Below are 24,704 nucleotides of genomic sequence, written 5' to 3' on the forward strand. Positions count from 1 at the left end.
GTGATTCGAAAAGTGAAAGAATTTTAAAAAAAAGAGCGAAGCGATGTTAAGAGATTCTTGAAACCACCTTTTCTCCGACCACTTCCACCATGCCCGAGTCGATCATCCAGCTTAGAACGGTAGCCACCTTTTCGGGTGGAAACTTTACTGTTTCGGTAATTATATTGGGTAGAGCACCGTTTTCGCCAATGGCTTTGAGGATATCTCTTTTAATGGAAGCCTGCTCGTGGTGGGTGAGATCAAGCTCGGTTTTCTCGAGGCAAACATCGCACACGCCGCAAGGCTTGTCGCTCTTCTCGCCGAAGTAGGCTAGCAGCTGCTGGTTGCGGCACTGGCGGGCGTTGCAGTAGTCGAGCATGGCGTTGAGCCGCTGCTGGTAGCGCTCCTTGCGTAGGCGGTAGTTCTCGGGCGAGAATCGGATGTTCCTGTCGTCGAGGCGCTCTTCTGTGAAGATGATGAGCGGCGTTTTCTTTCGGGGGATGTAGCTGATGACGCCCGCCTTGGTGAGCTGCTTGAGCAGCTCGTACACCACCTGAACGTTCACCCCCGATATCTTGGCGAGGTATCCTTCATCAATATTCGCGTAGCTGCCGAAGAGCCCCGTGTAGGTGCGCAGCAGCAGCTTGGTGATGGCATCGAGCTCCTTGCGCGATACCTGCACCTTATATAAGTCCTCGCGCGACACGGTAAACATGGCCCTAGATGGGTTGTCGAGCTCGTCGGTAACCTCGAGGTATCCTTCGCTCTTCAGCAGCTGGGTGGCGTTGTACACCGCCAGCGTGCTCATGCGGTAGTGGGTGCAGAACTCCATCAGGTTGAAGTCGTACACCTGCCCCTTGCCGCCGCCGTAGGGGATGTTGTAGAACGAGTAGAGCGCCTGGTACACCCGCCGCAGCTCGTCGATGGGCGGAAACGACTTCTCTAGTCGGTCACGAGCCTGCTGCTCGTCGGCTTGGCTGAAGAGCATTACGGCGTACGCCTTCTTGAGGTCGCGTCCGCCACGGCCAGCCTCCTGGAAGTAGGCCTCTACGCAGTCGGGCACATCCATATGCACCACAAAGCGCACTTCGGGCTTGTCGATACCCATGCCAAAGGCGTTGGTGGCCACAATCACGCGTGTCTGGTTCTTAATCCAACGGTCCTGCTTCAAGTTGCGCATTTCGGTGGATAGCCCTGCATGGTAGAAATCGGCTGAGATGCCCGCCTTGGCCAGTATGGTGGCAATCTCCTTGGTCTTATTCCGGTTTCGGACGTACACCACGCCCGATCCCTTAACGCTATTGGCAATTTTGATGAGCTGCTGCTCCTTGTCGTCGCAAATACGCACCACGTAGGCCAGGTTGGGGCGCTCGAAGCTCGACTGGAAACGCTTTTCATCTTTAAAGTTCAGCTTTAGGCAGATGTCATCGGCCACCTCGGGCGTGGCGGTTGCCGTAACGGCCAGGATGGGCACGTCGGGCAGGTGCTCGCGCAGCTTGGAGATCTCGAGGTAGGAGGGGCGAAAATCGTAGCCCCACTGCGAGATGCAGTGCGACTCGTCGACGGCAATCATGCTAATGGTCATCTTCTGAATGCGCTCCAGGAAGAGTTCGGTGCCCAGCCGCTCGGGCGAGAGGTAGAGGAACTTCACCGATCCGTAGGCCACGTTGTCCAGCGCAATGTCAATCTCGCGCCTCGTAAGCCCCGAGTGGATGGCCATGGCGTTAATCCCCTTCTTCCTGAGGTTCTCCACCTGATCCTTCATTAGCGCAATGAGCGGCGACACCACCAGACAGGTGCCCCCCTTGGCCAGCGCCGGCACCTGAAAGGTAATGGACTTCCCTCCGCCGGTGGGCATCAGCGCAAGCGTGTCGTGCCCCTCGTACACCGATTGGATGATGTCGAGCTGCAGCGGCCTGAAGCTGCTGTACCCGTAGTACTTCTTAAGTATTTGGTGGAAGATGTCCATATATCCCGTTTGCGGTTGCCATCAGCAAAGATAACCGAAATGTTGGGATTGAGAATTCTTCGGAAGGCGATCATGGCTTCGTCCTGCATCCAGTACGGCTTCCTGAAGTCTGCATAGAGTCCATCTGGTACTAGACAGGCTTCCTGAGGTCTGCATGGAGCCGATCTAATTCTAGACAGGCTTCCTGAAGTCTGCATAGAGCCGTCCTAGTTCTAGACAGGCTTCCTGAAGTCTGCATAGAGCCATCCTAGTTCTAGACAGGCTTCCTGAGGTTTGCATAGAGTTGTCCTGAGCTCAAGATTCTTTCCTGCAAGTTGCATGGGGGCATTCTGCAAGCAGGGTTCCTTTCTGCAATGCTCGTGGCGCATTGTAGCGTTGGTTATCATTAAAGAATGTCAATCTTGCGTGCTGAGGGCGGCTCGTGAGCAGAAAAATACTACTTTTGCTCAATTTTAAAAAATACCCCCAGATGTCGTTCATTAAAGATAAGCTCGTAAACGAAGGGTTAACCTTCGATGATGTTCTCTTAGTACCAGCCTATTCTGAAGTTCTGCCCCGCAACGTCGACATTTCAACCCGATTTACCCGTAACATTAAGCTGAATGCGCCTATCGTATCGGCTGCCATGGATACCGTAACCGAGGCTGAGCTGGCCATTGCCATCGCTCGCGAGGGAGGTATCGGGGTAATCCACAAGAACATGTCCATCGAAAAGCAGGCCGCAGAGGTTCGTAAGGTAAAGCGTGCCGAAAATGGCATGATCTACGATCCAATCACCCTACACTTCTCGGGATCAGTTGGCGATGCGCTTGGCTTGATGAAGGAGAATAAGATCGGTGGAATTCCGGTTGTTGACGACAGCAACACTCTTGTAGGGATTGTAACTAACCGCGACCTTCGCTTTCAGGAGGACCTGAAGCGCCCGGTACACGAGGTAATGACCTCGGACAACATCATCACCACGATGTCTACCGAGATCGAAACCGCTACCGAACTGTTAAAGAAGAATAAGATCGAGAAGCTGCCCGTTGTCGACAAGGACAACAAGCTCGTTGGCCTTCTCACCTTTAAGGATATCACTAAGATTAAGGATAACCCAAATGCATGTAAGGACTCGAAGGGTCGCCTAAGGGTTGCTGCAGGCGTAGGCGTAACCGGCGATTCGTTGGTGCGCATTAAGGCTTTGGTTGATGCTGGCGTAGATGCCATCGTTATCGATACTGCACACGGTCACTCTAAAGGGGTAATTGACCTGCTTAAGTTGGTGAAGAAATCGTACCCAAGCCTTGACGTGGTTATCGGAAATATCGCTACCGGTGATGCTGCCCGCATGCTGGTAGATGCCGGAGCCGATGCCGTTAAGGTTGGTATTGGACCAGGCTCAATTTGCACCACCCGCGTTATTGCCGGAGTAGGCGTACCTCAGCTCGAAGCCGTTTGGGACGTGTACAATGCCATTAAGGGTACAGGTGTTCCGATTATTGCTGATGGCGGTATCCGCTACTCGGGCGATATCGTTAAGGCGTTGGCCGCAGGTGCCGATACCATTATGGCCGGATCGCTATTTGCAGGGGTGGAGGAATCTCCAGGCGAAACCATCATCTTCAACGGGCGTAAGTTTAAGTCGTACCGAGGTATGGGATCGTTGGATGCTATGCAGCAAGGCTCTAAGGATCGCTACTTCCAAGATGTGGAAGACGATATCAAGAAGCTGGTTCCCGAAGGTATCGTTGCCCGCGTTCCCTTTAAGGGAAACCTTGCCGAGGTGCTCTACCAAATGATCGGAGGCCTACGAGCCGGAATGGGCTACTGTGGTGCACCAACCATCGTAGCGCTTAAGAATGCCAAGTTTATCCGCATCACCAGCTCGGGTATGAACGAAAGCCACCCTCACGACGTACAGATTACCAGCGAAGCTCCAAACTACAGCCGATAAGCCGTAGGTTTTACCATACTTCCGAGCCACGTTACCAGCTAGCGTGGCTCTTTTTTTTGATTATATGATGTGCGATGTGAGATATGCGATTCCCAGACACAGGCAGTATGAAATATCGGCCTAGTTACAATCAAGGCTGTTTTCCCCTCCTTGGGAGGGGCAGGGGTGGGTTTTGCAGATAAAGTCAAAGAAGCAAAAAAAACGTGCACCTCTGTGTTTAAAACGAAAGTTAGGCAGAAGAGGCAATAACCTAGTTAAGATAAATACTCTGTGACCTCTGAGTCTCTGTGTCGAAGTTGTCTTAAATTTTACATCGCACATCTCCAATAAAGTTCAAGTTTTTTACATTTCCTCTAATAAAATGCCGCTACTATGCGTTATCATAGTAATTAAATCGGCTATTTGCCTATTTTTGTAGGCTGTCAGCTATACTGGCCAAAAGATGATGAAGAAAGGACTGTACATACTTGTGCTAATGGTTGGGGTAACGTCCTGTTCCTTTTTTAGGGATGTCCAAGAAGAACCTATTGCTGAAGCGTTTGGAAAGAAGCTTTACATCTCGGATATCAAGGATATTTTCCCCGAAGGGGTAAAGCCTTCCGATAGCCTCGAAATACTAAAGGGGTATATCGATAGCTGGACTCGTAAGCAGATTCTTCTGAGCATTGCCGAAGAAAACCTTTCGAGCTCCGACATGGATGTTACGCAGGAGTTGGATGACTACAGGAGTACGCTCCTGATTAATCGCTACGAGCAGCAATACCTAAACCAAAAACTCGACACCAACGTCTCGAAGGAGGAAATACAGAAGGTATATAGCGCCAACGCGCAGAGCTTTATTCTTCCTGCTTCCATCGTAAAGGCGCTATATATAAAGGTAAAAACGACTTCCCCTTATCTTGATAAGATACGATCGCTGTACAAGGTAGGTGGAGAGTCGTCGATGAAAGAGTTGGAAAACATAGGGCGTCAGGCAGCCGAAAACTTCGACTACTTCAACGATAAGTGGGTCTTCTTTAACGAAATATTGAGCGAACTGCCAACAAAACCTGAAAATGCGGATGAATTTCTAGCAAAAAATCCCAACTTTGAGCAGAACGATAACGACTATACCTACTTTGTGTCGGTTAGGCAGTATAGGCTTAAAGGATCGGTATCGCCTTTCGACTACGAAATGGAGAACATTAAAAGTGTGATTCTTAATAAGCGCCGTCAGGAGCTTATCGAGAGTTTAGAAAAGGGTGTATTTGAGAACGCAAAGCGCCAAAATAAGGTGAAAGTTTACGTTGATAATAAATAAATTCTATATGCGAAAGCTTTTAAAAGTGGTACTAACGCTATTTCTTCTAGCCACCAGTTTTATGTCATTTGCCCAGCAAAAGGGCTTGGTGGATTATATTGTAGCAGTTGTAGGTAAGGATATTATCCTTTCATCGGATATTGATCAGCGCTTGCTGATGATGAAGCAAAGCGGCGAATTACCAACTAATGGAGATGTAAAGTGCCAAATATTGGAGCAAATGCTTACCGAAAAGCTGCTTCTTAACCAGGCTCGTATCGATAGTCTCAAGATCAACCAGATGGGGGTAGAAGGTGCTCTACAAGATAGGATGGATAGGCTTGTTGCTACAATGGGTTCTATGAAAGCTGTCGAAGAGATGTACAAGAAAACGGCCTATCAGATTAGACAGGAACTTCGCGAAACCATCAAGGACCAGTACCTAGCTCAACAGGAACGTTCATCAATTATGGAGAAGGTTACCGTAACCCCAACCGATGTACAAAAGTTCTTCGGCAAGCTTCCAAAGGATAGCCTTCCTCTTCTTCCCGATCAGTATATATTCCGCCAAATAGTTCTTTACCCACCAGCAGGCAGTAATGCAAAGTTAGAGGCTAAGGATAAGCTACTTTCGATTCGTGAGCGTATCCTAAAGGGGGAAAAGTTTTCGAACTTAGCAATTCTATATTCGCAGGATATCGAGTCGGCTAAGCGAGGCGGCGAATTAGGCTTCGCTCCGGCAAAGAATTATGTTAAGCCATTTGCTGATGCTTGTGCTAACCTTAAGGAAGGACAGGTGTCAAATATCGTAGAGTCAGAGTATGGTTTCCACATTATTCAGATGATCGAGCGCAAGGGCGACCTCTTTAATGCTCGCCATATTCTAATTAAACCAGATTTTTCTGCAGAGCATAAGATGCAGGTTATAAATAAGCTCGACAGCATTGCCAACCTTATACGTAAGGACTCCATTTCTTTCGAGAATGCAGCACTCAGATTTTCGGAAGACAAGAATAGCCGTTTGAATGGAGGGTTGGTGGTTAATATGGTTCCTTATGGCTCTAACATGAACTATAACACGACCAAGTTTGATAAGGACTATATCAATCCTAAGGACTATTACTCGATTAGCAGCTTAAAGGAGGGACAAATCTCCCAACCATACGAATCGGTAGACGATGCTCAACAGTCTGTTGTAAAAATTACCAAGATCGAGAAGTTCATCCCTTCTCATGTGGCAAACCTAAAAGATGACTTTAAGCTTATTCAGGATATTGCCCTACAGAAAAAACAGGAGGAGTACTTCGAAAAATGGCTGGATGAAGCAATCCTGAGGATGTACATCCGAATCGACACCTCGTATGTAAAGTGCGATTTCCGTAAAAAAGGTTGGATTAAATAGGTGTAGATGAAGATTCTTAAACTTCTAGTACTATTTGTATTTATACAATCTGTTGCCAGTGGGCAATCGCGATGGATTTCGGGCGCCGATAACCTTTCGGGATCTGAGGGAAATCAAGTAATGACAGGTAATGTTTATTTCCAAAAGGAAGGAGTTCGTATTACGTGCGATAGAGCCGTTCAGATGCCTAATAATAGAATATTGGCAACTGGGAATTTAGTAATTACCCGCGAAGGAAGTAAACTGTATGGTTCTGAAATGGATTTTGACAGATCAGAAGACCTTGCTCGTATTACAAGTTATACCGGAATTGTTCGTATAGTTAGTAAGGATGGTGCTGTTCTTAAAGCCCCCTTTGTAAATTACAGGTTAAATAAGGGCGAAATGTCCTTTTCTGGTGGCGGAGTTATAGAATCGGAAGGTTCAATCATCGAAGGAGAGTTTGGCTTTTACGATGACAACTCGGGACAAGCAAGCCTAACGAAGAGTGTTCAGGTTCATCATCCCGACTATCTTGCCATTGCTGACTCTGTGGTTTACGATAAGAAAGCACAAAAGGTAACGGTGTTAGGTAAGTCAGTTTTTTGGCATAAGGATGGGATGCTAACCTGTAAAAAGGGAACCTACCACGAACCATCTAAGGTATTCACCCTTTTCGAAAATTCGTATGCTCTTTCGGAGGAGAACCAGGCCTGGGCCGATTCCATCGTTTACAATAAGAAAAAGGAGTTCCTTTATTTAGGTCGAAATATATGTTTACTAGATACGGCTAACCACGGTGCTCTTCTAGGCGATTACGGTTTTGTTGATAGGAATCGCGAGTATGCATTTATGACTAAGAAGGCCGCTGCTGTTACTTTTCAACCAAAGGAGGATACGCTATTTCTTCGCGCCGATACGCTAATGGTGTACAACTTGCGTAACAAGAAAGCTGTAGACAAGGATTCTTTAATCCGCTTTGCAAAGGCGCTTCATAAGGTTCGTTTTTTCCGTAAAGATATTCAGGGGGCTTGCGATTCGTTGGTGTACACCACTAAGGATTCGGTAATGTATATGTACGGTGTTCCTTTGATTTGGAATGAGCAGAATCAGATATCGGCAGATTCTATCTCCATTTTCACCAAGAATAGGAAAGTTGACAGAGCCGAGATGGTGCTAAACTCTTTTATAGCACAGAAGGAAACGGATGATTACTTTAACCAAATAAAGGGGCGTAGCATGGTTGCCTACTTTAAGGATAATAAAATATCTAAGGTTGATGTAAAAGGGAATGGACAAACGGTGTACTTTGTTAAGGATAGCACTGTGATAAAAGGGGTAAACCTAGCTACTAGTAGCGGTATTGGTATTACACTTTCCGATGGAAAGGTCGAAAACATGGTATTCCGGGTAAAGCCAGAGTCTAACATGTTTCCTCTCGAAAAGGTAGAGGAGTCGCAGCTTAAGCTTAAAGGTTTTAAGTGGAGGCCCGATGGCAGACCTTTAACCAGATTCGATGTCACCCAAAAGCAAGTGCGCAAGAGCATGGCAAAGGAGGTTCTTGAGACGCCACGGCCTACGTTTCCAATTTATCAGCGCATAAACGGAAAGAAGCTTTCGAATGAGATAAAAAAATAAGGAGATCGTTAGATCTCCTTATTTTTTAGTATTCATCTTCATTAAAGAAGAAATCGTCTTTGCTTGGATAATCAGGCCAGATATCTTCAATGCTCTCGTAAATTTCGCCCTCATCTTCAATTTCCTGAAGGTTCTCAATAACCTCTAAAGGGGCTCCTGAGCGGGTGGCGTAGTCAATAAGTTCTTCTTTTGAAGCTGGCCAAGGTGCATCTTCTAGCTTAGATGCAAGTTCTAGAGTCCAATACATAGTGATATTTTTTTTGAGTAATTCGCTAATTGGGTTGATCTAGCATTTCTGCGTTTTCTGCAAAATAAAAAAAAATTCTTCTATTCTACTCGTGGTTTCCATACAATTTCGCTAGCATTGGCGTCTTTAATCGCTTTTCGTGCTAAAACGAAAAGAAAATCGGAAAGACGGTTGAGATAACGAATGCAACTTTCGGGCACATCGCTTTGTTCTGCAAGCCTTAAGGTATAGCGCTCGGCTCTTCGGCAGATGCTTCGGGCAACGTGGCAGTGCGATGATAAGGCCGTCCCTCCTGGTATCACAAACGCGCGGAGAGGGGGTATTTCTGCGGTGTATGCGTCAATTTTACCTTCTATATAGGTGAAATCTTCGTCTTTTAGGTGCGGAATTTTGTAGGTAGGATCGATAACATCGAACGAGAGAATGCCTCCAATGGTCATTAGCCGATCCAAAATTTCAAGTAAAGTGTCCTTTACCTCCTCTTTGTCGTAAAGATCCCTAACTAGCGCAACGTACGAGGTTAGCTCGTCTACCGTTCCGTATGCTTCGATCCTGGGATTGGTTTTGGGCACACGCGTGCCTGTTGCCAACGATGTTGTTCCTTTATCTCCTGTCTTTGTGTAAATTTTCATTTTACCCTTCTATTGTTACTTCTTGGTAAAGAGTTGGATTCTCGTTAATTTGATCCGACTCAATTAGTCCGTCGCGGAGGCGGACTATTCTACGTGCATGCTTTGCAATGTCCTCTTCGTGGGTTACGACAATTATGGTATTGCCTTGCTTGTATATATCCTCGAATAGGTTCATGATATCTACCGAGGTTTTTGAGTCAAGGTTGCCTGTTGGTTCGTCGGCTAGAATGATTGATGGATTGTTGATAAGCGCACGAGCAACAGCTACGCGTTGGCGCTGTCCTCCCGATAGCTCGTTGGGCTTATGCGTAATTCTATCACTCAATCCTACGTTTTCTAGTGCACTAATAGCCTTTTTTTCACGTTCCTGTCGGCTGTCGCCGGCATAAATAAGGGGCAGCATTACATTATCTAATGCGGAATAACGTGGAAGTAGGTTGAATGTTTGAAAGACGAATCCGATTTCCTTATTTCTAACTTCGGCAAGCTCATCATCGTTCATCTTGCTGACATCGGTTCCATTGAGCACGTAAATGCCGCCTGTTGGAGAGTCTAGGCAGCCAAGTATGTTCATGAGGGTTGTTTTTCCCGAACCCGATGGCCCCATTATGGCAACATACTCGTTGCTTCCGATCTGCAAGTCTACGCCCCGGAGAGCCTTCACGGTTTGTGTTCCTACCTTGTAGAATTTTGTGATTCCTTCTATTTTGATAATTGCTTTTCCTTCCATATGCTTGACGCTATATTTTCCATGAAAATAGAAAATTTTTTAATAGCGTACCTGATATTCCTGTTTTTGTAGTACTGGATTCAGAAATATTATGCCAATTCGTCCAAAATCGGCACTAACGCGCACTTTTGGATGCTGTTTTACATCGTTCCATGCGCGTAGCATATCCTCCGACCAGCGAATATCATCAAGTATGATAAACGCTTCTGGTGCTGCAACGATTAATGAACGCTCGAAGTTGCTGATGGTAGCCTCGTAGGTGTGGGCGCCATCAATGAAAATGAGATCGAACTTTTGGGTAGGGGTAAGGTTTTCAAAGAATACGTTGAAGGTGCTGTTGTTTACTGAAACGTTGGTGACACCAAGGTTCTTAAAGGTTGCTTGCGCAATATCAGCATACGCCTTCATTCCTTCTACGGTTACTATATGGCTATTGGGGTTGCTGTTTGCAAGATAGTACGACGATACGCCTAATCCTGAGCCCAGCTCGAGCACCTCCTTGGGACCGTAGTTACAAACGATGGTGTTAAGCAGCTTACCATACTTTGGACTGATGCTGATCTTCTGAAGCAGTCGGGTTGTCGAATCTGTTTCGTTGCTGGGCGATGCACCAAAGTTGCTCTTGGCAATGGTTCTAGGAGCGATACGCTTTAGCTCCTTAGCGTACTGGCTGGCGTTGGGCTTTTTTGACGCTTTCATAAGCGTTTCCCGAATAAACTTGTACATGAAAGGGGAGTGTACGCCATGGCCACGCCAGTGCTCTGACTTTAGGAGGTAACGTGCGTATTCTACTATCTGAAATGCCTTATTCATCATTTTTGCTAATTGTGTGCGAAATTAAAAATAAAATTCGCCTATTTTTGGTTGATAATACCATTAGTTGGCATATGCGACCATCGGTTTTAGATAGCGAAATTAAGTTTATTCCTGGTGTTGGGCCAAAACGAGCGCAGCTTTTAGAGAAGGAACTAGGTATAAGAACCTTTAAAGACCTGCTCTATACGTTTCCGTTTAGGTATGTCGATCGCTCGAAGTTTTACCTGATCTCGGAGCTGCACCCCGACATGCCCTACATCCAGCTAAAGGGTAAGTTTGTTCGCTTCGAGACTGTGGGTAATGGTCGATCTGCACGCTATTTGGGCTACTTTAGTGATGGCCGCTCATCCATCGAGGTGGTCTGGTTTCAGGGCGTAAAGTGGGTTAAGGATAAGTATAAGATAGGCGTGGAGTACGTTCTTTTTGGTAAGCCAACGGCTTTTAACGGTAAGCTTAACATTGCCCATCCCGAGATAGAGCAGCCCAAAACGGAGGAGGGTATCATCAATACCGCCATACACGGGGTGTACAGCAGCACCGAAAAGCTGAAGGATGGATTCCTATCAACAAAAGCTTTCTCGCGCATTATTGCCACGCTGCTGCAAATGACCCTTCATCAGATAGACGAGACGCTGCCTGAGCATATCGTTAAGCAGCTAAAGCTGCTGCCGCTGCGCGAGGCGCTTCTGAATATCCACTTCCCCAAAAACTCGCAGCTGCTGGCTCACGCCGTTCAGCGGTTGAAGTTCGAGGAGCTCTTCTACATTCAGCTAAACCTGCTCAAGCAAAAGGTGATTCGCGAGCGCACCACCAACGGGCTCGTGTGCAAGGTGGTTGGCGATAAGTTCAACACCTTTTACAGCAGTTACCTTCCCTTTCCGCTTACCGGCGCCCAAAAGAGGGTGATTAAGGAGATGCGGGCCGATATGGGCAGCGGACGGCAGATGAACCGCCTGCTACAGGGCGATGTGGGCAGCGGCAAGACGCTGGTGGCGCTGATGATGTCGCTTATCGCCAGCGACAACGGCTATCAGGTGAGCCTGATGGCGCCCACCGAGATTCTGGCCAACCAGCACTACGAGTCGATTACGGGGATGCTGAAGGATATGCCCGTAAAGGTGGCGCTGCTTACCGGATCGACCCGGAAGAAGGCGCGAACCGCCATCCACGAGGGGCTGCTCTCGGGCGAAATCAACATACTGATAGGAACCCATGCGCTCATCGAGGATGTCGTTCAGTTTAGCAACCTCGGCTTGGTGATCATCGACGAGCAGCACCGCTTTGGGGTGATGCAGCGCGCCAAGCTCTGGACCAAGAACCATCTGCCCCCACATATTCTGGTGATGTCGGCAACGCCCATCCCCCGAACGCTGGCGATGACCATCTACGGTGATCTGGAGGTGTCGGTGATCGACGAGTTGCCCCCTGGTCGAAAGCCCATCACCACCATGCACTTTACCGACAGCCAGCGCCGCCGCCTCTTCGGCTTCATGAAGGAGCAGATTGACCTTGGGCGGCAGGTGTACGTCGTCTATCCGCTGATTAAGGAGAGCGAGAAGATGGACTACAAGGACCTGGAGGATGGCTATGAGAGCATCACCCGTGCATTCCCGCTGCCCGAGTACCAGACGGTGGTGCTGCACGGCAAGATGAAGGCCGAGGATAAGGACATCTCGATGAACCAGTTTGCCAGCGGTAAGGCGCACATCATGGTGGCCACCACGGTGATTGAGGTGGGGGTGAACGTGCCCAACGCCTCGGTGATGGTGATTGAGAGCTCCGAGCGCTTTGGCCTATCGCAGCTGCACCAGCTACGAGGGCGCGTGGGGCGCGGCGCCGAGCAGTCGTACTGCATCCTAATGTCGGGCTACAAGCTATCCAAGGAGTCGAAGAAGCGCTTGGATACGATGGTGGCCACCAACGACGGCTTCGAGATTGCCGAGGCCGACCTGAAGCTGCGCGGTCCCGGCGACTTGGAGGGTACCCAGCAGAGCGGCATCCCCTTCGACCTAAAGATTGCCAACCTGGCCAAGGACGGCCAGCTGCTACAGTACGCCCGTAGAGTTGCCGAGGAGATCCTCGAAGAAGATCCAACGCTCGCCCAGCCTCAGCACGCCGTACTCCGCTACCAGCTGCAGCAGCTCTCGGCCGATAAGGCGGTAAACCTGAAGGAGATTTCGTAGGACAAGGAACCTTATCGGTAAGGCACCTTGGCGTAGAGGCCGGAAGAGTATCCTACCCGGTAAGGCATCTCGGCGTAGAGGGCGGAAGGGTATCCTACCCGGTAAGGCATCTCGGCGTAGAGGGCGGAAGGGTATCCTACCCGGTAAGGTACCTTGGCGTAGAGGGCGGAAGGGTATCCTACCCGGTAAGGCACCTTGGCGTAGAGGCCGGAAGGGTATCCTACCCGGTAAGGCATCTCGGCGTAGAGGCCGTAAGAGTATCCTACCCGATAAGGCAACTCGGCGTAGAGGCCGGAAGGATATACTACCCGGTAAGGCATCTTGGCGTAGAGGGCGGAAGGGTATCTTTCCCCTTTAGGAAGTTTTCGGAGGCTGATGCGGCTTCTTATTTTACCATCAATACTAGGCTTCAATACTCGTATACGGCATCTGCTGCAAACTCATACTTTGGGTGCGGGTGTTTGAATTCTTTCCTATATTGGTAGCCTAAACGAACAGCGCCATGAGACTAAAAAAACGTAGTGGTAGGTTACTCTCCTATGGCATTTTGTCTGCTATAATGCTTGTTGCAATGCTGGTTAGCGCACAGCGTAACAGCTGCAAGCTCGATACGAGCCTCGATACGCGCGCATTTAGAACCGACGAGGAGATAAAGATCGTGGTTAGCTACAGCTGGTTCTTGGTATGGACCGATGTTGTAGACGTTTGGCTGAAGCTGAGCGCCGAAAAGAAGGATGGTAAGGATGCCATTCGTATAAATGGTTATGGTAAGTCGCGGCCTTTCTACGACTGGTTCTACCAGGTGCGCGACATCTACGAAACCTGGCTCGACCCAAGCTCGTTACGCCCCTTATTCTTTAATCGCGATGTAAACGAGGATGGGTATCTGCTTAAGAATTTTTACACCTACGACTGGGATAACAAGCGAATTTTGGCGCGCATACAGAAGCGCAACAAGCCCGCTTACCTAGATACCATCGCCATTACGCCCTGTACCAACGATGTCATATCGCTCATATACAGCATTCGGAACGTCGACTTTAGTAAGCTTCAGCTTGGCGATCGGTTCTCTATTGATCTTGCCGTTGACGATAAGGTGCATTCAATAGCCATCAAGTACGATAAGGTTGAAACCATTAAGGTAAAAGGGATGGGGTTCTTTCGATGTATAAAGCTATCGGCAAAGATGGTTAAGAGCCGAGCATTTACCGGGAAAGAAAACATGTTTATCTGGATTACCGCCGATCAGAATAGGCTACCTATATATATGGAGTCGCCCATTAAGGTGGGTACCATTAAGGCCCGCATAACCGAGATGAAGAATGTGAGGTATCCGCTGGCCTCCAAGGTCGCGTCCAAGTAGGTTGGGGCTATTTAGAATTGTTATTAATTAGTTGCCCGATTGTTATTTTTGTGGAGATGATTGGTAAAAAAAGGGTCAATAGCTCTAAATTCGGGGCGTTTAAAAACGACCCTTTTATTTATTGTCGGATTAAAAAATGTCGAAGCAGAATTCAAGAATTCAGCATGTAGGTATTGTCGAAGATGTTACTGAAACCTCAATTTGCGTTAGCATCGTAAGCACATCTGCATGTAGTTCGTGCCATGCCAAAGGAGGCTGCTCGATGTCTGAGCAAGTTGAGAAAAAGGTAAGGATTCCCAACACAGGCATACCTGTAACAAAGGGCGAAACGGTTAATGTTGTTATGTCTACATCAACAGGTTTTAAATCCGTATTCTTGGCCTACATTCTTCCAATCGTTCTACTAATTCTAGGCGTTGCGGTATTTACCAGCCTTTCTCTTTCCGAAGGTGTTTCGGCATTGCTAACCTTGGTGGTTATAGCCATCTACTACGGCGTCCTTTTCCTGCTGCGAAAGGTCCTAGAGTCGAAGTTTGAAATGCGAATCGAAAAGTTTTAGCCTAAATCACACCATTAAATAATGAACACAACAATTTTACTAACTGTAATCACGCTGAGCCTTTTAGGTGTGGCCTTAGCGGTGGTGCTTTACTTCGTTGCCGAGAAGTTCAAGGTATACGAAGATCCTCGAATTGACGAGGTGGAAGCGTTGCTGCCCGGGGCTAACTGTGGAGGCTGCGGCTATCCTGGCTGTCGAGGATTATCGGATGCAATCGTAAAGGCCGAAACCATGGACGGACTTTTCTGTCCGGTGGGCGGCAACGAAACAATGCTTACGATAGCCAAGCACTTAGGGCGCGAGGCTGCCGCAAAAGACCCGATGGTTGCGGTTCTTCGATGTAACGGTACTAAGCAGGTGCGCAAGGACGTTAACACGTACGACGGAGCGCCAACATGTGCCATTGCTTCGGCTACCTATGCAGGGCAAACCGGGTGTCAGTATGGCTGCCTTGGTTTTGGCGACTGCGTAAACGTGTGCAACTTCGGTGCAATGAGGATGGACGAACAAACGGGCCTACCTGTTATCGACGAAGAGAAGTGTACCGCTTGCGGAGCATGCGTAAAGGCTTGTCCAAAGGTGATAATTGAGCTGCGCAAGAAGGGACCTAAAGGTCGACGCATCTTTGTATCGTGTATCAATAAGGACAAGGGCGCGGTTGCTAAAAAGGCTTGCGGTGCTGCATGTATCGGTTGCGGCAAGTGCGTTAAGACATGTCCATTCGAGGCCATAACCCTCGAGAATAATGTTGCCTACATAGACTTCAACAAGTGTAAGCTTTGTAGAAAATGTGTGGCTGTTTGTCCTACTGCGGCAATTCATGAGGTAAACTTCCCTCCAAAGCCAAAAGAGGAAGCCCCCGAAGCACAAGCAGAGGCTTAATCACACAAAACCATTAAAAAGGAGGATAGTCGTGTTACGAACATTCAAGATAGGTGGCATTCATCCACCAGAAAATAAGGTATCGGCGAGCAGCAAGATAGAGGCTCTTCCTCTTCCCGAAATCGCCTACATTCCGCTAGGTCAGCACATCGGTGCGCCAGCAACCGCTATTGTTGCCAAAGGCGATAAGGTAAAGGTTGGTCAGCTAATAGCTAAGGCTAGCGGTTTTGTTTCTGCCAACATTCACGCATCCGTTTCGGGAACCGTTACGGGGATCGAAAGCATTGTGGATGGTAGCGGATACCCTCGTCCAACTGTTGTAATTGCCGTAGAGGGCGACGAGTGGGATGAGTCTATCGATAGATCGAGCACTCTAGTTGAAGAAACTACGCTATCGGCGCAGGAGATTACCAAGCGGGTTGCCGATATGGGTATCGTAGGTATGGGTGGTGCAACCTTCCCTTCGCATATTAAGCTGATGGTGCCCGACGGCAAAAAGGCCGAGGTGCTTATCATCAACGGTGTAGAGTGCGAGCCTTACCTTACTGCCGACGACAGGCTTATGGTTGAGCGCGGCGATGAGGTGCTTATTGGCGTTAAGCTTTTGATGAAGGCTATCAACGTTAGCCGTGCCATTATCGGTATCGAGAATAACAAGCCAGAAGCTATTGCCAACCTTACCAAGCTAGCCCCAAAGTATAGCGGGATTAGCGTACAACCGCTTAAGGTGAAGTATCCACAAGGAGGCGAAAAGCAGCTGGTTAAGGCAACCATTAACCGCGAGATTCCTTCGGGTGGCCTACCAATAGATGTTGGAGCCGTTGTTCAGAATGTGGCAACAGCATTTGCCACCTACGAGGCGGTACAAAAGAATAAGCCTTTAATCGATAGGGTTGTTACCGTTACAGGTAAGTCTATTGCAAAACCATCCAACTTTTTTGTTCGTGTAGGAACTCCAATTAGCCAGCTTCTTGAGGCTGCAGGAGGGCTTGCTGAAGGAAACGTTAAGCTTATTAGCGGTGGTCCAATGATGGGTAAGGCGCTATCAACCGAAAAATCGCCGGTTACCAAGGGGACAAGTGGCGTTCTGGTAATGGTAGAAAACATGGCGGTGCGTCCGGTTGCTTCGGAGTGTATTCGTTGTGCTAAGTGCGTAAGCGCATGTCCAATGGGGCTCGAACCATTCCTTCTAAATAAGCTCAGCGCGCGTAAGATGTATCCAGAGCTTGAGGCTGGCAAGGTTACGGACTGTATAGAGTGCGGTTCGTGTGCCTATACCTGCCCTGCAGGTATTCCGTTGCTCGATTACATCCGCAATGGAAAGAGTGCTGTAATGCAAATTATGCGTTCGCGAAAAAAGTAGAACAGAAAAAACAATCCAAATAAATGGAAAGACAATTTATAGTAGCGTCCTCGCCCCATGTTCATGGCAGCTATAGCACCCAACGCCTGATGTTGGATGTGATTATTGCCTTGATTCCGGCTTGGGCCGTTTCGATATTTTTCTTTGGGTGGGGAGCCATTATTACAACCTTAGTTGCTGTTGGCGCTTGCATCCTCTTCGAATTCCTTATACAGAAGTATCTTATTAAGGGGCCTTACACTATAGGTAACCTTTCGGCTGTTGTTACCGGTATGCTTTTGGCCTTCAACCTTCCTACCAATATCTCTCCACTTTTGGTGGTGCTTGGCTCGTTAGTAGCCATAGGCGTTGCCAAGATGAGCTTCGGAGGTCTTGGTTCTAACTTATTTAACCCAGCACTTGTAGGGCGTGTATTCCTGCTTATCTCGTTTCCGGTGCAAATGACCTCTTGGCCTGCTCCAATTGCTTCGCGTGCATCGTACATTGATGCGGTAACAGGAGCAACCCCTCTTGGCATCGTAAAGGAGGCCGTAAAGGCCGGTAAGCCCGTATCGGAGGTTATAGGCTCAATCCCATCGTACATGGATCTTTTCCTCGGCAACATGGGTGGATCGTTGGGAGAAGTTTCTGCTGCTGCGCTTCTTCTTGGGCTGGTTTACCTTCTTATTCGTAAGGTAATTACCTGGCATATCCCTATTACCATTATGGGTACCATAACCGTATTTGCCGGAATTCTTTGGATGATTAACCCAGATAAGTTTGTAGATCCTATTTTCCACCTAGTTACAGGAGGTGTAATGCTTGGAGCCATCTTTATGGCAACCGACTATGTAACTTCTCCAATGACATCGCGAGGAATGATATACTATGCAATAGGTATCGGAGTGCTAACCATTCTAATTCGCGATTTTGGTGCATATCCCGAGGGTGTTTCGTTTGCCATTCTTTTGATGAATGCTGCAACGCCGCTCATCAACAAGTACGTTAAACCTAAAGCATTTGGGGAGGTGCGTCATGGCTAAAGAATCATCTTTTAAGAATATGGTGCTAACGCTTTTGGTTATCTCGTTCTTTGCCGCTGCGGCACTGGCCGGGGTGTACTTGGTTACGCTTGCACCAATTGGAGCCGCAAAGGCTGCCAAAATTAACGAGGCCATCCAAAAGGTTGTTCCAACTTTTGATAATAATCCCGGAGAGGAGGTTTACAAAATGGCGGTGGATGGCGATACCCTTCGTCTTTACCCTGCACGTAAGGGGGGTAAACTTGTAGGAACTGCTATCGAAACATTTACCAACAAGGGATTTGCTGGACACTTTACGCTAATGGTTGGCCTTATGCCAGATGGAACCATTAAAAGCGTAGAGGTGCTAGCCCATAAGGAAACTCCAGGCTTGGGCGATAAGATGGAGAAATCGAAGTCCAACTTTAGCGTTCAGTTTGAGGGAAAGAACCCAAAGACGTTCAAAATGATGGTAAAAAAGGATGGGGGAGATGTTGATGCTATTACTGCATCTACCATTACCTCGCGCGCCTTTACCGATGCCGTAAACCGTGCCTACGAGGCCTACATGAAAGGAGGTAAGCAATGAGCCAGCTAAGTAACCTCACCAGAGGTATTATAAAAGAAAACCCAACCTTTGTGCTGCTTCTGGGTATGTGCCCTACTTTGGCAACTACCTCATCAGCATTAAATGGGATGGGAATGGGAGCTGCAACCCTTTTCGTACTTGCGCTTTCGAATGTAGCCATTTCGTTGGTGGCCAGCCAAATTCCGAGCAAGGTTCGTATTCCTGCCTACATCGTTATTATTGCAACGTTCGTAACAATGGTCGACCTGCTTATGCAGGCTTACGTTCCTGCTCTTTACGCAACGCTTGGTATCTTTATTCCGCTTATTGTGGTTAACTGTATTGTGCTAGGTCGTGCTGAAGCGTTTGCCTCAAAAAGCGGGGTGCTTGCATCGTTGCTCGATGGTATTGGAATGGGACTTGGTTTTACCCTTTCGCTCACCGTTTTAGGCGCCGTTCGCGAGTTCTTAGGTAGCTGGTCGATATTTGGTCATAAGCTGGTAGGAACAGACGGTATGCTGGTGTTTATTCTTGCTCCAGGGGCATTTATTGTACTTGGCTATCTGATGGTGCTCTTTAACCGAATCAATAAAAAGAAGTAGTAATGGATTTTTTTATCATAGCTATATCTGCGATATTCGTTAACAACATCGTTCTATCGCAATTCTTGGGTATTTGTCCTTTCTTGGGGGTATCCAATAAGGTTGAAACGTCCATTGGTATGTCGGGTGCCGTAACCTTCGTTATTGCTCTTTCTACGCTTATAACCTGGTTGCTGCAAAAGTATGTGCTTGTTCCGCTTAACATCACCTTTATGCAGACCATCTCCTTTATTTTGGTGATTGCGGCGCTGGTACAAATGGTGGAGATTATCCTTAAAAAGATAAGCCCTGCGCTTTATCAGGCTTTGGGCGTTTTCCTTCCGCTGATTACAACAAACTGTGCGGTGCTAGGTGTTGCCATATTGGTTCAACAGAAAAACTACGACCTAATGCATAGCATGGTGTTTAGCGTTGCTATCGGTTTAGGTTATGGTTTGGCTATTGTTCTTTTTGCGAGCTTACGCGAAGAGATGGAGTTGGCCAATGTTCCTAAGGAAATGAAGGGAATTCCAATTGCATTGGTTACTGCCGGTATCTTGGCAATGGCCTTTATGGGGTTCTCTGGTATGGTTTAACGTATGGCTCTGCCGCTACTATAAAAAAAGCCTCCGAAATTTCGGAGGCTTTTTTTATAAGGGATATAGTTTAGTAGCTAAAAAAGGCTCCTTTCGCAAAAGCAAAAGGAGCCTTATGTTTTTTGCAAGGAAGCCTACTTTACTTTAGCGGCTTCTCTTCCGGCGTTGAAAGCTTTTAGGTTGGCATCTACGATGTCCTGCCCTTTACGCTCGAAAAGCGTTACGATAGCCTTCTCTATAACCTCGATAGGCATGTTAAGGTATGCCGAGGCTGCACCAAGAATCACCATGTTAGCCGAACGAGCCGAACCTGCATCCTTAGCAATGGCATCAGCATCGATGGCGATAACGTTCTTTTGTCCCTTGAGCGTATCCATCAGCTTTTCCTGCTCGGGATAGTTAGGAATGTTGATGAATGGAGTAGTGTTGGTTACAATCCAGCCATCTTTCGATAGGTATGGAAGGTAGCGTAGCGCCTCCATTGGTTCAACGGAAATGATGATGTCGCCTTTGCCAAGCGGAATTAGGTCCGATGCAATAGGCTTATCCGAGATGCGGAGGTGCGACTGTACATCGCCACCGCGTTGGCTCATCCCGTGAACCTCCGACTGCTTAAGGTATAGGTTGCTTTGCACGGCGGCTGTTCCAATAGCAGCAGCAATCGATAGGATGCCTTGTCCGCCAACGCCTGCAAGTATGATATCTGTTTTCATCCTTTTAGTTTTTTATTGAACGCTTGCTTATCTAGCGTTGCGTTACATTACTCTTTTGATTTTGCTTCAGCCTTTTTTCTACGTGCTGCTGTTTGGATACACTCGCGCTGTGGAATGATAACCGATACACCATTGTAGGCAAGCTCTTCTTTAATGATGCGGATGTTTTCCTCGTGGTTCTTCTTAAGAGGAATGATTACGCGAATGTGATCAGGGTGAACGCCAAGGCCGGTAACGATGTCAACCAATCGGCCATACGCATTCGACGATTGTCCACCTGTCATACCTGTTGTCGAGTTGTCGGAAATAACAACGGTAATAGGCGTGTTTTCGATAACGGCATCAAGTAGACCGGTCATACCCGAGTGGGTAAAGGTAGAGTCGCCAATTACGGCAACAGCAGGTACCAATCCGGCATCCGAAGCACCCTTAGCCATGGTGATTGATGCGCCCATATCTACACAGGTGTTGATGGCGTTGAATGGAGGCAATGCACCAAGCGTATAGCAGCCTATATCGGCAAATACGCGGCCTTCTCCGTACTCGAGGATAGCCTCAAGAAGATCGGCGTAAACGTCGCGGTGTCCGCAGCCGTTGCAAAGTGCAGGAGGACGTGGCATTACCACCTCTTCAGGAATTGGTTGGCCTTCTTCAACTGGCATTCCTAATCCTTTAGCAACAATGGCAGGGGTAAGCTCGCCATCGCGTGGAAGAGTGCCATCTAGGCGGCCATGGATTGGCTTGCCAACTGCTAGGAAGCCCTTAATCATCTCCTCGATGATTGGATAGCCTTCTTCCATAATAAGCAGCTCGTCGCATTGGTTGTATAGCGCTTCTACTTGTTTGTAGGGTAGTGGGTATTGGCAAACCTTAAGCACAGGGTATGGCGATACTCCATCGAAGTTTTCCATTAGGTAGTTATAGGCGATACCCGAAGCAATTATACCAAGCTTTTTATTAGGTCCATCAACTAGCTGGTTGAATGCCGAATTTTCGGAATCCTTTACCATAGGCTCTTGTGTGGCAAGAAGCGTTTTGTAGTTCTTGCGGGCAATAGCGGGTAGTAGCACAAACTGACGGGGATTTGCTGGTAGCTTAAGCCCGTTTTGCTCCTTTTTTGCCTTGGTAGCAACGCCTGCACGCGAGTGCGCCATGCGGGTTGTAATACGGATCATTACAGGCACCCTAAACTTTTCGCTTAGCTCGAATGCCGAGTAGGCCATATCGTAGGCTTCCTGCTGGTTCGATGGCTCAAGAATAGGAATCATTGCGAACTTAGCGTAGTAGCGCGAATCCTGCTCGTTTTGCGACGAGTGCATTGAAGGGTCATCGGCCGAAACTACAACCAAGCCACCGTTTACTCCGGTGATCGATGCGTTCATAAAGCAGTCGGCAGCAACGTTAAGGCCAACGTGCTTAAAGCACACCATTGCTCGTTTCCCAGCATACGACATCCCCAAGGCGGCTTCCATTGCAGTTTTCTCGTTGGTCGACCATACGTTGTGGATGTTCTTTTCGCGAGCTTCTTTCGAACTTTGGATGTACTCCATAATCTCGGTTGATGGAGTGCCAGGATAGGCGTAGAGGCCTGATAGGCCGCCATCTATCGCTCCTTGGGCTATGGCTTCATCACCTAGGAAGAGCTTTCTTTCCATATGACTTTTGATGTTTTTTGTAAGCTAAGTAATTTTAGCAAATGTAGTATTATTTGAACTATTTCATAGTCCAAAAACAAATATTCTTAGGAAGTGTAAGTTATTTGATGTGTTTAATAGAGAATCGTAGCTGTAACTCTTCGGCTTCCACCGTGCCGACGAAACTCGCATAGGTAGATGCCCTGCCAGGTACCCAGCTTAAGCTTGTGATTGCTAATAGGAATGTTGATGGATACCCCAAACGTGGAGGCTTTTATGTGTGCGGGCATATCGTCGGCGCCCTCGTCGACGTGGGTGTAGTGTGGGTAGCTTTCGGGTATCCAGCTATCGACAAATGTTTCGAAGTCGGTGCGGACCGATGGATCGGCATTCTCGTTGATGGATAGCGCTGCCGATGTGTGATGTATAAATAGGTTGAGCAGGCCGCTTTCGGGCAGCAATGGGGCTACCTTATCCTGGATAGTCCGGGTGATTAGGTGAAACCCTTTGGGGTAGGGCGGAAGCGCTATCTCTACCTGTGCTACCATTGCTAGTAAAGCTTACGTATGTACTGGTGGGCAAAATCGAAACAGTAGTTCTCTATCTCATCCCTTATACGGGCGTAGTTAGCGTCGGTTTCCTTTGCGTTGGCACCCTGCTGGGGCTTGTCGAAGGGTTGTACTATAACCTTAGGCGTACCCTTAAGCTCTATACCGTCTAAAGAAGCCGGCTCGAAAACGTAAAGTACGAAGTCGTACTCCTCGCCGTTAACCTCTTCTATAGACTTGCTAACGTGCCTCGATATATCGATAATGGCATTCGACATGGAGTTGGCGGCATGTAAGTCTACGGGCTGCTTGGTAAGCCCTGCGCTCACCACCTCGGCATGGTTTCGGGTGTAGTAACGCATCCAACCCTCGGCCATCTGCGAGCGGCAGGCGTTATCTTCTCCTATAATAAGTATCTTTTTCATATCAAGTTTCAATCGGAAGTTAAACGAATGAGATGGAGTTAGATGAAGTTAAAAGAATTAAAACGAGAGAAGGTAACATTCGTTCCCTTTTGATGAGAGGGTAAAGGGATGGAAGCTGTTTCGCACTTCCCACATCTAATGTCTAAAATCTAATATCTCACATCTCGACTATAAAAAAATACCCTCGGTATAGGAGGGTACGTTATATCGATACGTGCTTAGAATAGGCGTGGATGATCTTGCTCCAGCTTCTGTAGAACAGCCGTAATGATCGTTTCGCGGAAGAACTTACCACGATTCTGAATCTTGTACTTGTTGCAAAAGAACTCAACGGTGCTCATCTCCGAGCTGTTGAATACTACAGTTTGACGGTAAATCCTCTTGCTGCGCATAGCAATCGGTGTTCCGAGCGAGTTTCTTCTCTGTAGGTTACTAACAAGGGCCATTTCTATACAGGTTATATTAGCAATTCGTTGACTTATCGGCAAAGTAAGCCTTTTTGCGGCATTTAAAAAAGAGTTTTCAACAAAGTTATTAACAGGTTATAAACAATTTTTAAACAGGGTGTGATGACTTTTCTGCCGTTTCGCTGTTAGATGGCTATACAATACCGGATTGCTGCCATCATCGGCAAGCATTGTCGAACGCAAGGATGGCGGTAAAAAACAACGATTTAGGAGGGTTGATAATGAAAGCCACACAACAGCTGAAAGACGAGCACGAAGGCATTAAGCTAATGCTTCGAATTATGGAAAAGATTGCCATGGACGTGGAGCAAGGCAAAGTGCCCAATACGGCCCATTGCGAAAGGATAATCGATTTCCTAAAGGGCTTTGCCGATAGGTGCCATCACGGCAAAGAAGAGGATATTCTATTTCCAGAGCTGGTAAAGCATGGTATACCCAACGAGGGTGGCCCTGTTGGGGTGATGCTTAACGAGCATGTAATGGGAAGGGAGTATATCAAGGCGCTAGCTGATGCCGTTGAAGAGCTTAAGGCTGGAAACATGCATGCTGCTACGAGCTTTGTTGATGCGGCAAGGGGATACGTTCAGCTTCTTAGGGCCCATATCGAGAAGGAAAACAACGTGCTATTTATGATGGCCGACAAGGTGCTGGACGAGAAGGAGCAATCGGCGCTCTTCGACGCTTTCGAAAGGTTAGAAGCCGAAAAAATTGGTGTGGGTAAGCACGAAGAGTACCATAAGCTGCTTAAAGAGCTTAAAGATGCTTACCTTTAGAATTAGCTAGTACTTACAAAAAAAAACAAAGCTATGGCAATATCAAAAGTTTGGGTAGAAGAGGACTGCATTGCATGTGGGCTATGCGTTGAAATTTGTCCGGAAGTATTTGTGCTGAAGGACATCTCGACAGTAATAGAAGGCGTAAGCTATTCCGACCACGAAGCGAAAATCAAGGAGGCTGCAGAAAGCTGCCCGGTTAGCGTAATTAAGTACACGGAGTAGGTTTATTGGTCTTCGGCCAAGGCCACCATGTTTACGGAGTAAGGCTGATACTTCGAGGTTGGGTTGCTTGCCGTTGGTTGGTTTGCTGAGATAAACGCGACTATTGCACCATAGCAACACGTTATCCCCTTTTACCTTTAAGAAATGACAAAAGAAGGTGTTTGATTGTTCTTGAGGAAAAGAAGACCAAGAGGGAAATGAGTTTAATCCCCTAGG

At 47.6% G+C, this 24,704-nt stretch carries 25 protein-coding genes; 15 read left to right on the top strand and 10 right to left on the bottom strand.

What is annotated here, in order from left to right; translation table 11 throughout:
• Window positions 1-46: 46 nt before the first annotated feature.
• Window positions 47-1,948, bottom strand: coding sequence for a RecQ family ATP-dependent DNA helicase (locus CLV25_RS09100; protein ID WP_131839331.1), 1,902 nt, complete (start codon window positions 1,946-1,948; stop codon window positions 47-49).
• A gap of 469 nt (window positions 1,949-2,417) precedes the next feature.
• Here CLV25_RS09100 and guaB point away from each other — a divergent pair, with 469 nt between their 5' ends.
• From guaB to CLV25_RS09120, 4 genes are all read left to right on the top strand, one after another.
• Window positions 2,418-3,884 (top strand): IMP dehydrogenase, encoded by a 1,467-nt coding sequence (guaB, locus tag CLV25_RS09105; protein WP_131839332.1) that lies wholly within the window; start codon window positions 2,418-2,420, stop codon window positions 3,882-3,884.
• Between the two features lie 442 nt (window positions 3,885-4,326).
• Window positions 4,327-5,184 carry a hypothetical protein gene (locus tag CLV25_RS09110; protein ID WP_131839333.1) on the top strand — a complete coding sequence of 286 codons (858 nt, stop codon included), beginning with the start codon at window positions 4,327-4,329 and terminating at the stop codon, window positions 5,182-5,184.
• 7 nt (window positions 5,185-5,191) lie between these two features.
• Entirely contained in the window at window positions 5,192-6,565 is a 1,374-nt protein-coding gene (locus tag CLV25_RS09115) for a peptidylprolyl isomerase (protein ID WP_131839334.1), read from the top strand.
• 6 nt (window positions 6,566-6,571) lie between these two features.
• Window positions 6,572-8,182, top strand: coding sequence for an OstA-like protein (locus CLV25_RS09120; RefSeq protein ID WP_131839335.1), 1,611 nt, complete (start codon window positions 6,572-6,574; stop codon window positions 8,180-8,182).
• Between the two features lie 25 nt (window positions 8,183-8,207).
• Here the strand turns inward: CLV25_RS09120 and CLV25_RS09125 are convergent, their stop codons facing one another.
• The 4 genes from CLV25_RS09125 to CLV25_RS09140 form a co-directional block, all read right to left on the bottom strand.
• Window positions 8,208-8,429 (bottom strand): DUF2795 domain-containing protein, encoded by a 222-nt coding sequence (locus tag CLV25_RS09125; protein WP_131839336.1) that lies wholly within the window; start codon window positions 8,427-8,429, stop codon window positions 8,208-8,210.
• 80 nt (window positions 8,430-8,509) lie between these two features.
• Complete coding sequence (locus tag CLV25_RS09130) at window positions 8,510-9,061, bottom strand: cob(I)yrinic acid a,c-diamide adenosyltransferase (protein ID WP_131839337.1); 552 nt, start codon at window positions 9,059-9,061, stop codon at window positions 8,510-8,512.
• Between the two features lies 1 nt (window position 9,062).
• Complete coding sequence (locus tag CLV25_RS09135; protein WP_131839338.1) at window positions 9,063-9,791, bottom strand: ABC transporter ATP-binding protein; 729 nt, start codon at window positions 9,789-9,791, stop codon at window positions 9,063-9,065.
• A 39-nt stretch (window positions 9,792-9,830) separates the two neighbouring features.
• Window positions 9,831-10,604: an O-methyltransferase gene (locus tag CLV25_RS09140; RefSeq protein WP_165877047.1), complete on the bottom strand. Its 774-nt coding sequence runs from the start codon at window positions 10,602-10,604 to the stop codon at window positions 9,831-9,833.
• Window positions 10,605-10,678: 74 nt separating this feature from the next.
• Between CLV25_RS09140 and recG the strand changes: the two genes are divergently transcribed.
• The 9 genes from recG (at window position 10,679) to rsxA (ending at window position 19,703) form a co-directional block, all read left to right on the top strand.
• Window positions 10,679-12,790 carry an ATP-dependent DNA helicase RecG gene (recG, locus tag CLV25_RS09145; RefSeq protein ID WP_131839340.1) on the top strand — a complete coding sequence of 704 codons (2,112 nt, stop codon included), beginning with the start codon at window positions 10,679-10,681 and terminating at the stop codon, window positions 12,788-12,790.
• 502 nt (window positions 12,791-13,292) lie between these two features.
• A complete protein-coding gene (locus tag CLV25_RS09155) occupies window positions 13,293-14,153 on the top strand; it encodes a DUF3108 domain-containing protein (RefSeq protein WP_131839342.1) in 861 nt (286 codons plus the stop codon).
• 136 nt (window positions 14,154-14,289) lie between these two features.
• On the top strand, window positions 14,290-14,712 hold the full coding sequence (locus CLV25_RS09160; protein ID WP_131839343.1) for a SoxR reducing system RseC family protein: 423 nt from the start codon (window positions 14,290-14,292) through the stop codon (window positions 14,710-14,712).
• A gap of 21 nt (window positions 14,713-14,733) precedes the next feature.
• On the top strand, window positions 14,734-15,594 hold the full coding sequence (locus CLV25_RS09165) for a Fe-S cluster domain-containing protein (protein ID WP_131839344.1): 861 nt from the start codon (window positions 14,734-14,736) through the stop codon (window positions 15,592-15,594).
• 31 nt (window positions 15,595-15,625) lie between these two features.
• Entirely contained in the window at window positions 15,626-16,957 is a 1,332-nt protein-coding gene (gene rsxC / locus CLV25_RS09170; RefSeq protein ID WP_131839345.1) for an electron transport complex subunit RsxC, read from the top strand.
• Window positions 16,958-16,980: 23 nt separating this feature from the next.
• A complete protein-coding gene (locus CLV25_RS09175) occupies window positions 16,981-17,979 on the top strand; it encodes an RnfABCDGE type electron transport complex subunit D (protein ID WP_131839346.1) in 999 nt (332 codons plus the stop codon).
• Window positions 17,972-18,547 (top strand): RnfABCDGE type electron transport complex subunit G, encoded by a 576-nt coding sequence (locus CLV25_RS09180; RefSeq protein ID WP_131839347.1) that lies wholly within the window; start codon window positions 17,972-17,974, stop codon window positions 18,545-18,547. The genes CLV25_RS09175 and CLV25_RS09180 overlap by 8 nt, the downstream gene beginning before the upstream one ends.
• Complete coding sequence (gene rsxE, locus CLV25_RS09185) at window positions 18,544-19,128, top strand: electron transport complex subunit RsxE (RefSeq protein ID WP_131839348.1); 585 nt, start codon at window positions 18,544-18,546, stop codon at window positions 19,126-19,128. Before CLV25_RS09180 ends, rsxE begins: the two co-directional genes overlap by 4 nt.
• A 2-nt stretch (window positions 19,129-19,130) precedes the next feature.
• On the top strand, window positions 19,131-19,703 hold the full coding sequence (gene rsxA / locus CLV25_RS09190; protein ID WP_131839349.1) for an electron transport complex subunit RsxA: 573 nt from the start codon (window positions 19,131-19,133) through the stop codon (window positions 19,701-19,703).
• A gap of 134 nt (window positions 19,704-19,837) precedes the next feature.
• Here the strand turns inward: rsxA and CLV25_RS09195 are convergent, their stop codons facing one another.
• The 5 genes from CLV25_RS09195 to CLV25_RS09215 form a co-directional block, all read right to left on the bottom strand.
• Window positions 19,838-20,416: an indolepyruvate oxidoreductase subunit beta gene (locus CLV25_RS09195; RefSeq protein WP_131839350.1), complete on the bottom strand. Its 579-nt coding sequence runs from the start codon at window positions 20,414-20,416 to the stop codon at window positions 19,838-19,840.
• Window positions 20,417-20,463: 47 nt separating this feature from the next.
• On the bottom strand, window positions 20,464-22,071 hold the full coding sequence (locus tag CLV25_RS09200) for a thiamine pyrophosphate-dependent enzyme (protein WP_131839351.1): 1,608 nt from the start codon (window positions 22,069-22,071) through the stop codon (window positions 20,464-20,466).
• Between the two features lie 113 nt (window positions 22,072-22,184).
• On the bottom strand, window positions 22,185-22,598 hold the full coding sequence (locus tag CLV25_RS09205; RefSeq protein WP_131839352.1) for a secondary thiamine-phosphate synthase enzyme YjbQ: 414 nt from the start codon (window positions 22,596-22,598) through the stop codon (window positions 22,185-22,187).
• Window positions 22,599-22,600: 2 nt separating this feature from the next.
• On the bottom strand, window positions 22,601-23,023 hold the full coding sequence (locus CLV25_RS09210; RefSeq protein WP_131839353.1) for an arsenate reductase/protein-tyrosine-phosphatase family protein: 423 nt from the start codon (window positions 23,021-23,023) through the stop codon (window positions 22,601-22,603).
• A 218-nt stretch (window positions 23,024-23,241) separates the two neighbouring features.
• Complete coding sequence (locus CLV25_RS09215) at window positions 23,242-23,469, bottom strand: hypothetical protein (protein ID WP_131839354.1); 228 nt, start codon at window positions 23,467-23,469, stop codon at window positions 23,242-23,244.
• Between the two features lie 242 nt (window positions 23,470-23,711).
• Between CLV25_RS09215 and CLV25_RS09220 the strand changes: the two genes are divergently transcribed.
• Together CLV25_RS09220 and CLV25_RS09225 are read left to right on the top strand one after the other, a co-directional pair.
• Window positions 23,712-24,263, top strand: coding sequence for a hemerythrin domain-containing protein (locus CLV25_RS09220; protein WP_131839355.1), 552 nt, complete (start codon window positions 23,712-23,714; stop codon window positions 24,261-24,263).
• Between the two features lie 33 nt (window positions 24,264-24,296).
• Window positions 24,297-24,488 carry a ferredoxin gene (locus CLV25_RS09225; protein ID WP_131839356.1) on the top strand — a complete coding sequence of 64 codons (192 nt, stop codon included), beginning with the start codon at window positions 24,297-24,299 and terminating at the stop codon, window positions 24,486-24,488.
• The last annotated feature ends 216 nt before the right edge of the window (window positions 24,489-24,704 follow it).

Origin of the sequence: Acetobacteroides hydrogenigenes (genome assembly GCF_004340205.1) — a bacterium.
Lineage (GTDB): Bacteria > Bacteroidota > Bacteroidia > Bacteroidales > ZOR0009 > Acetobacteroides > Acetobacteroides hydrogenigenes.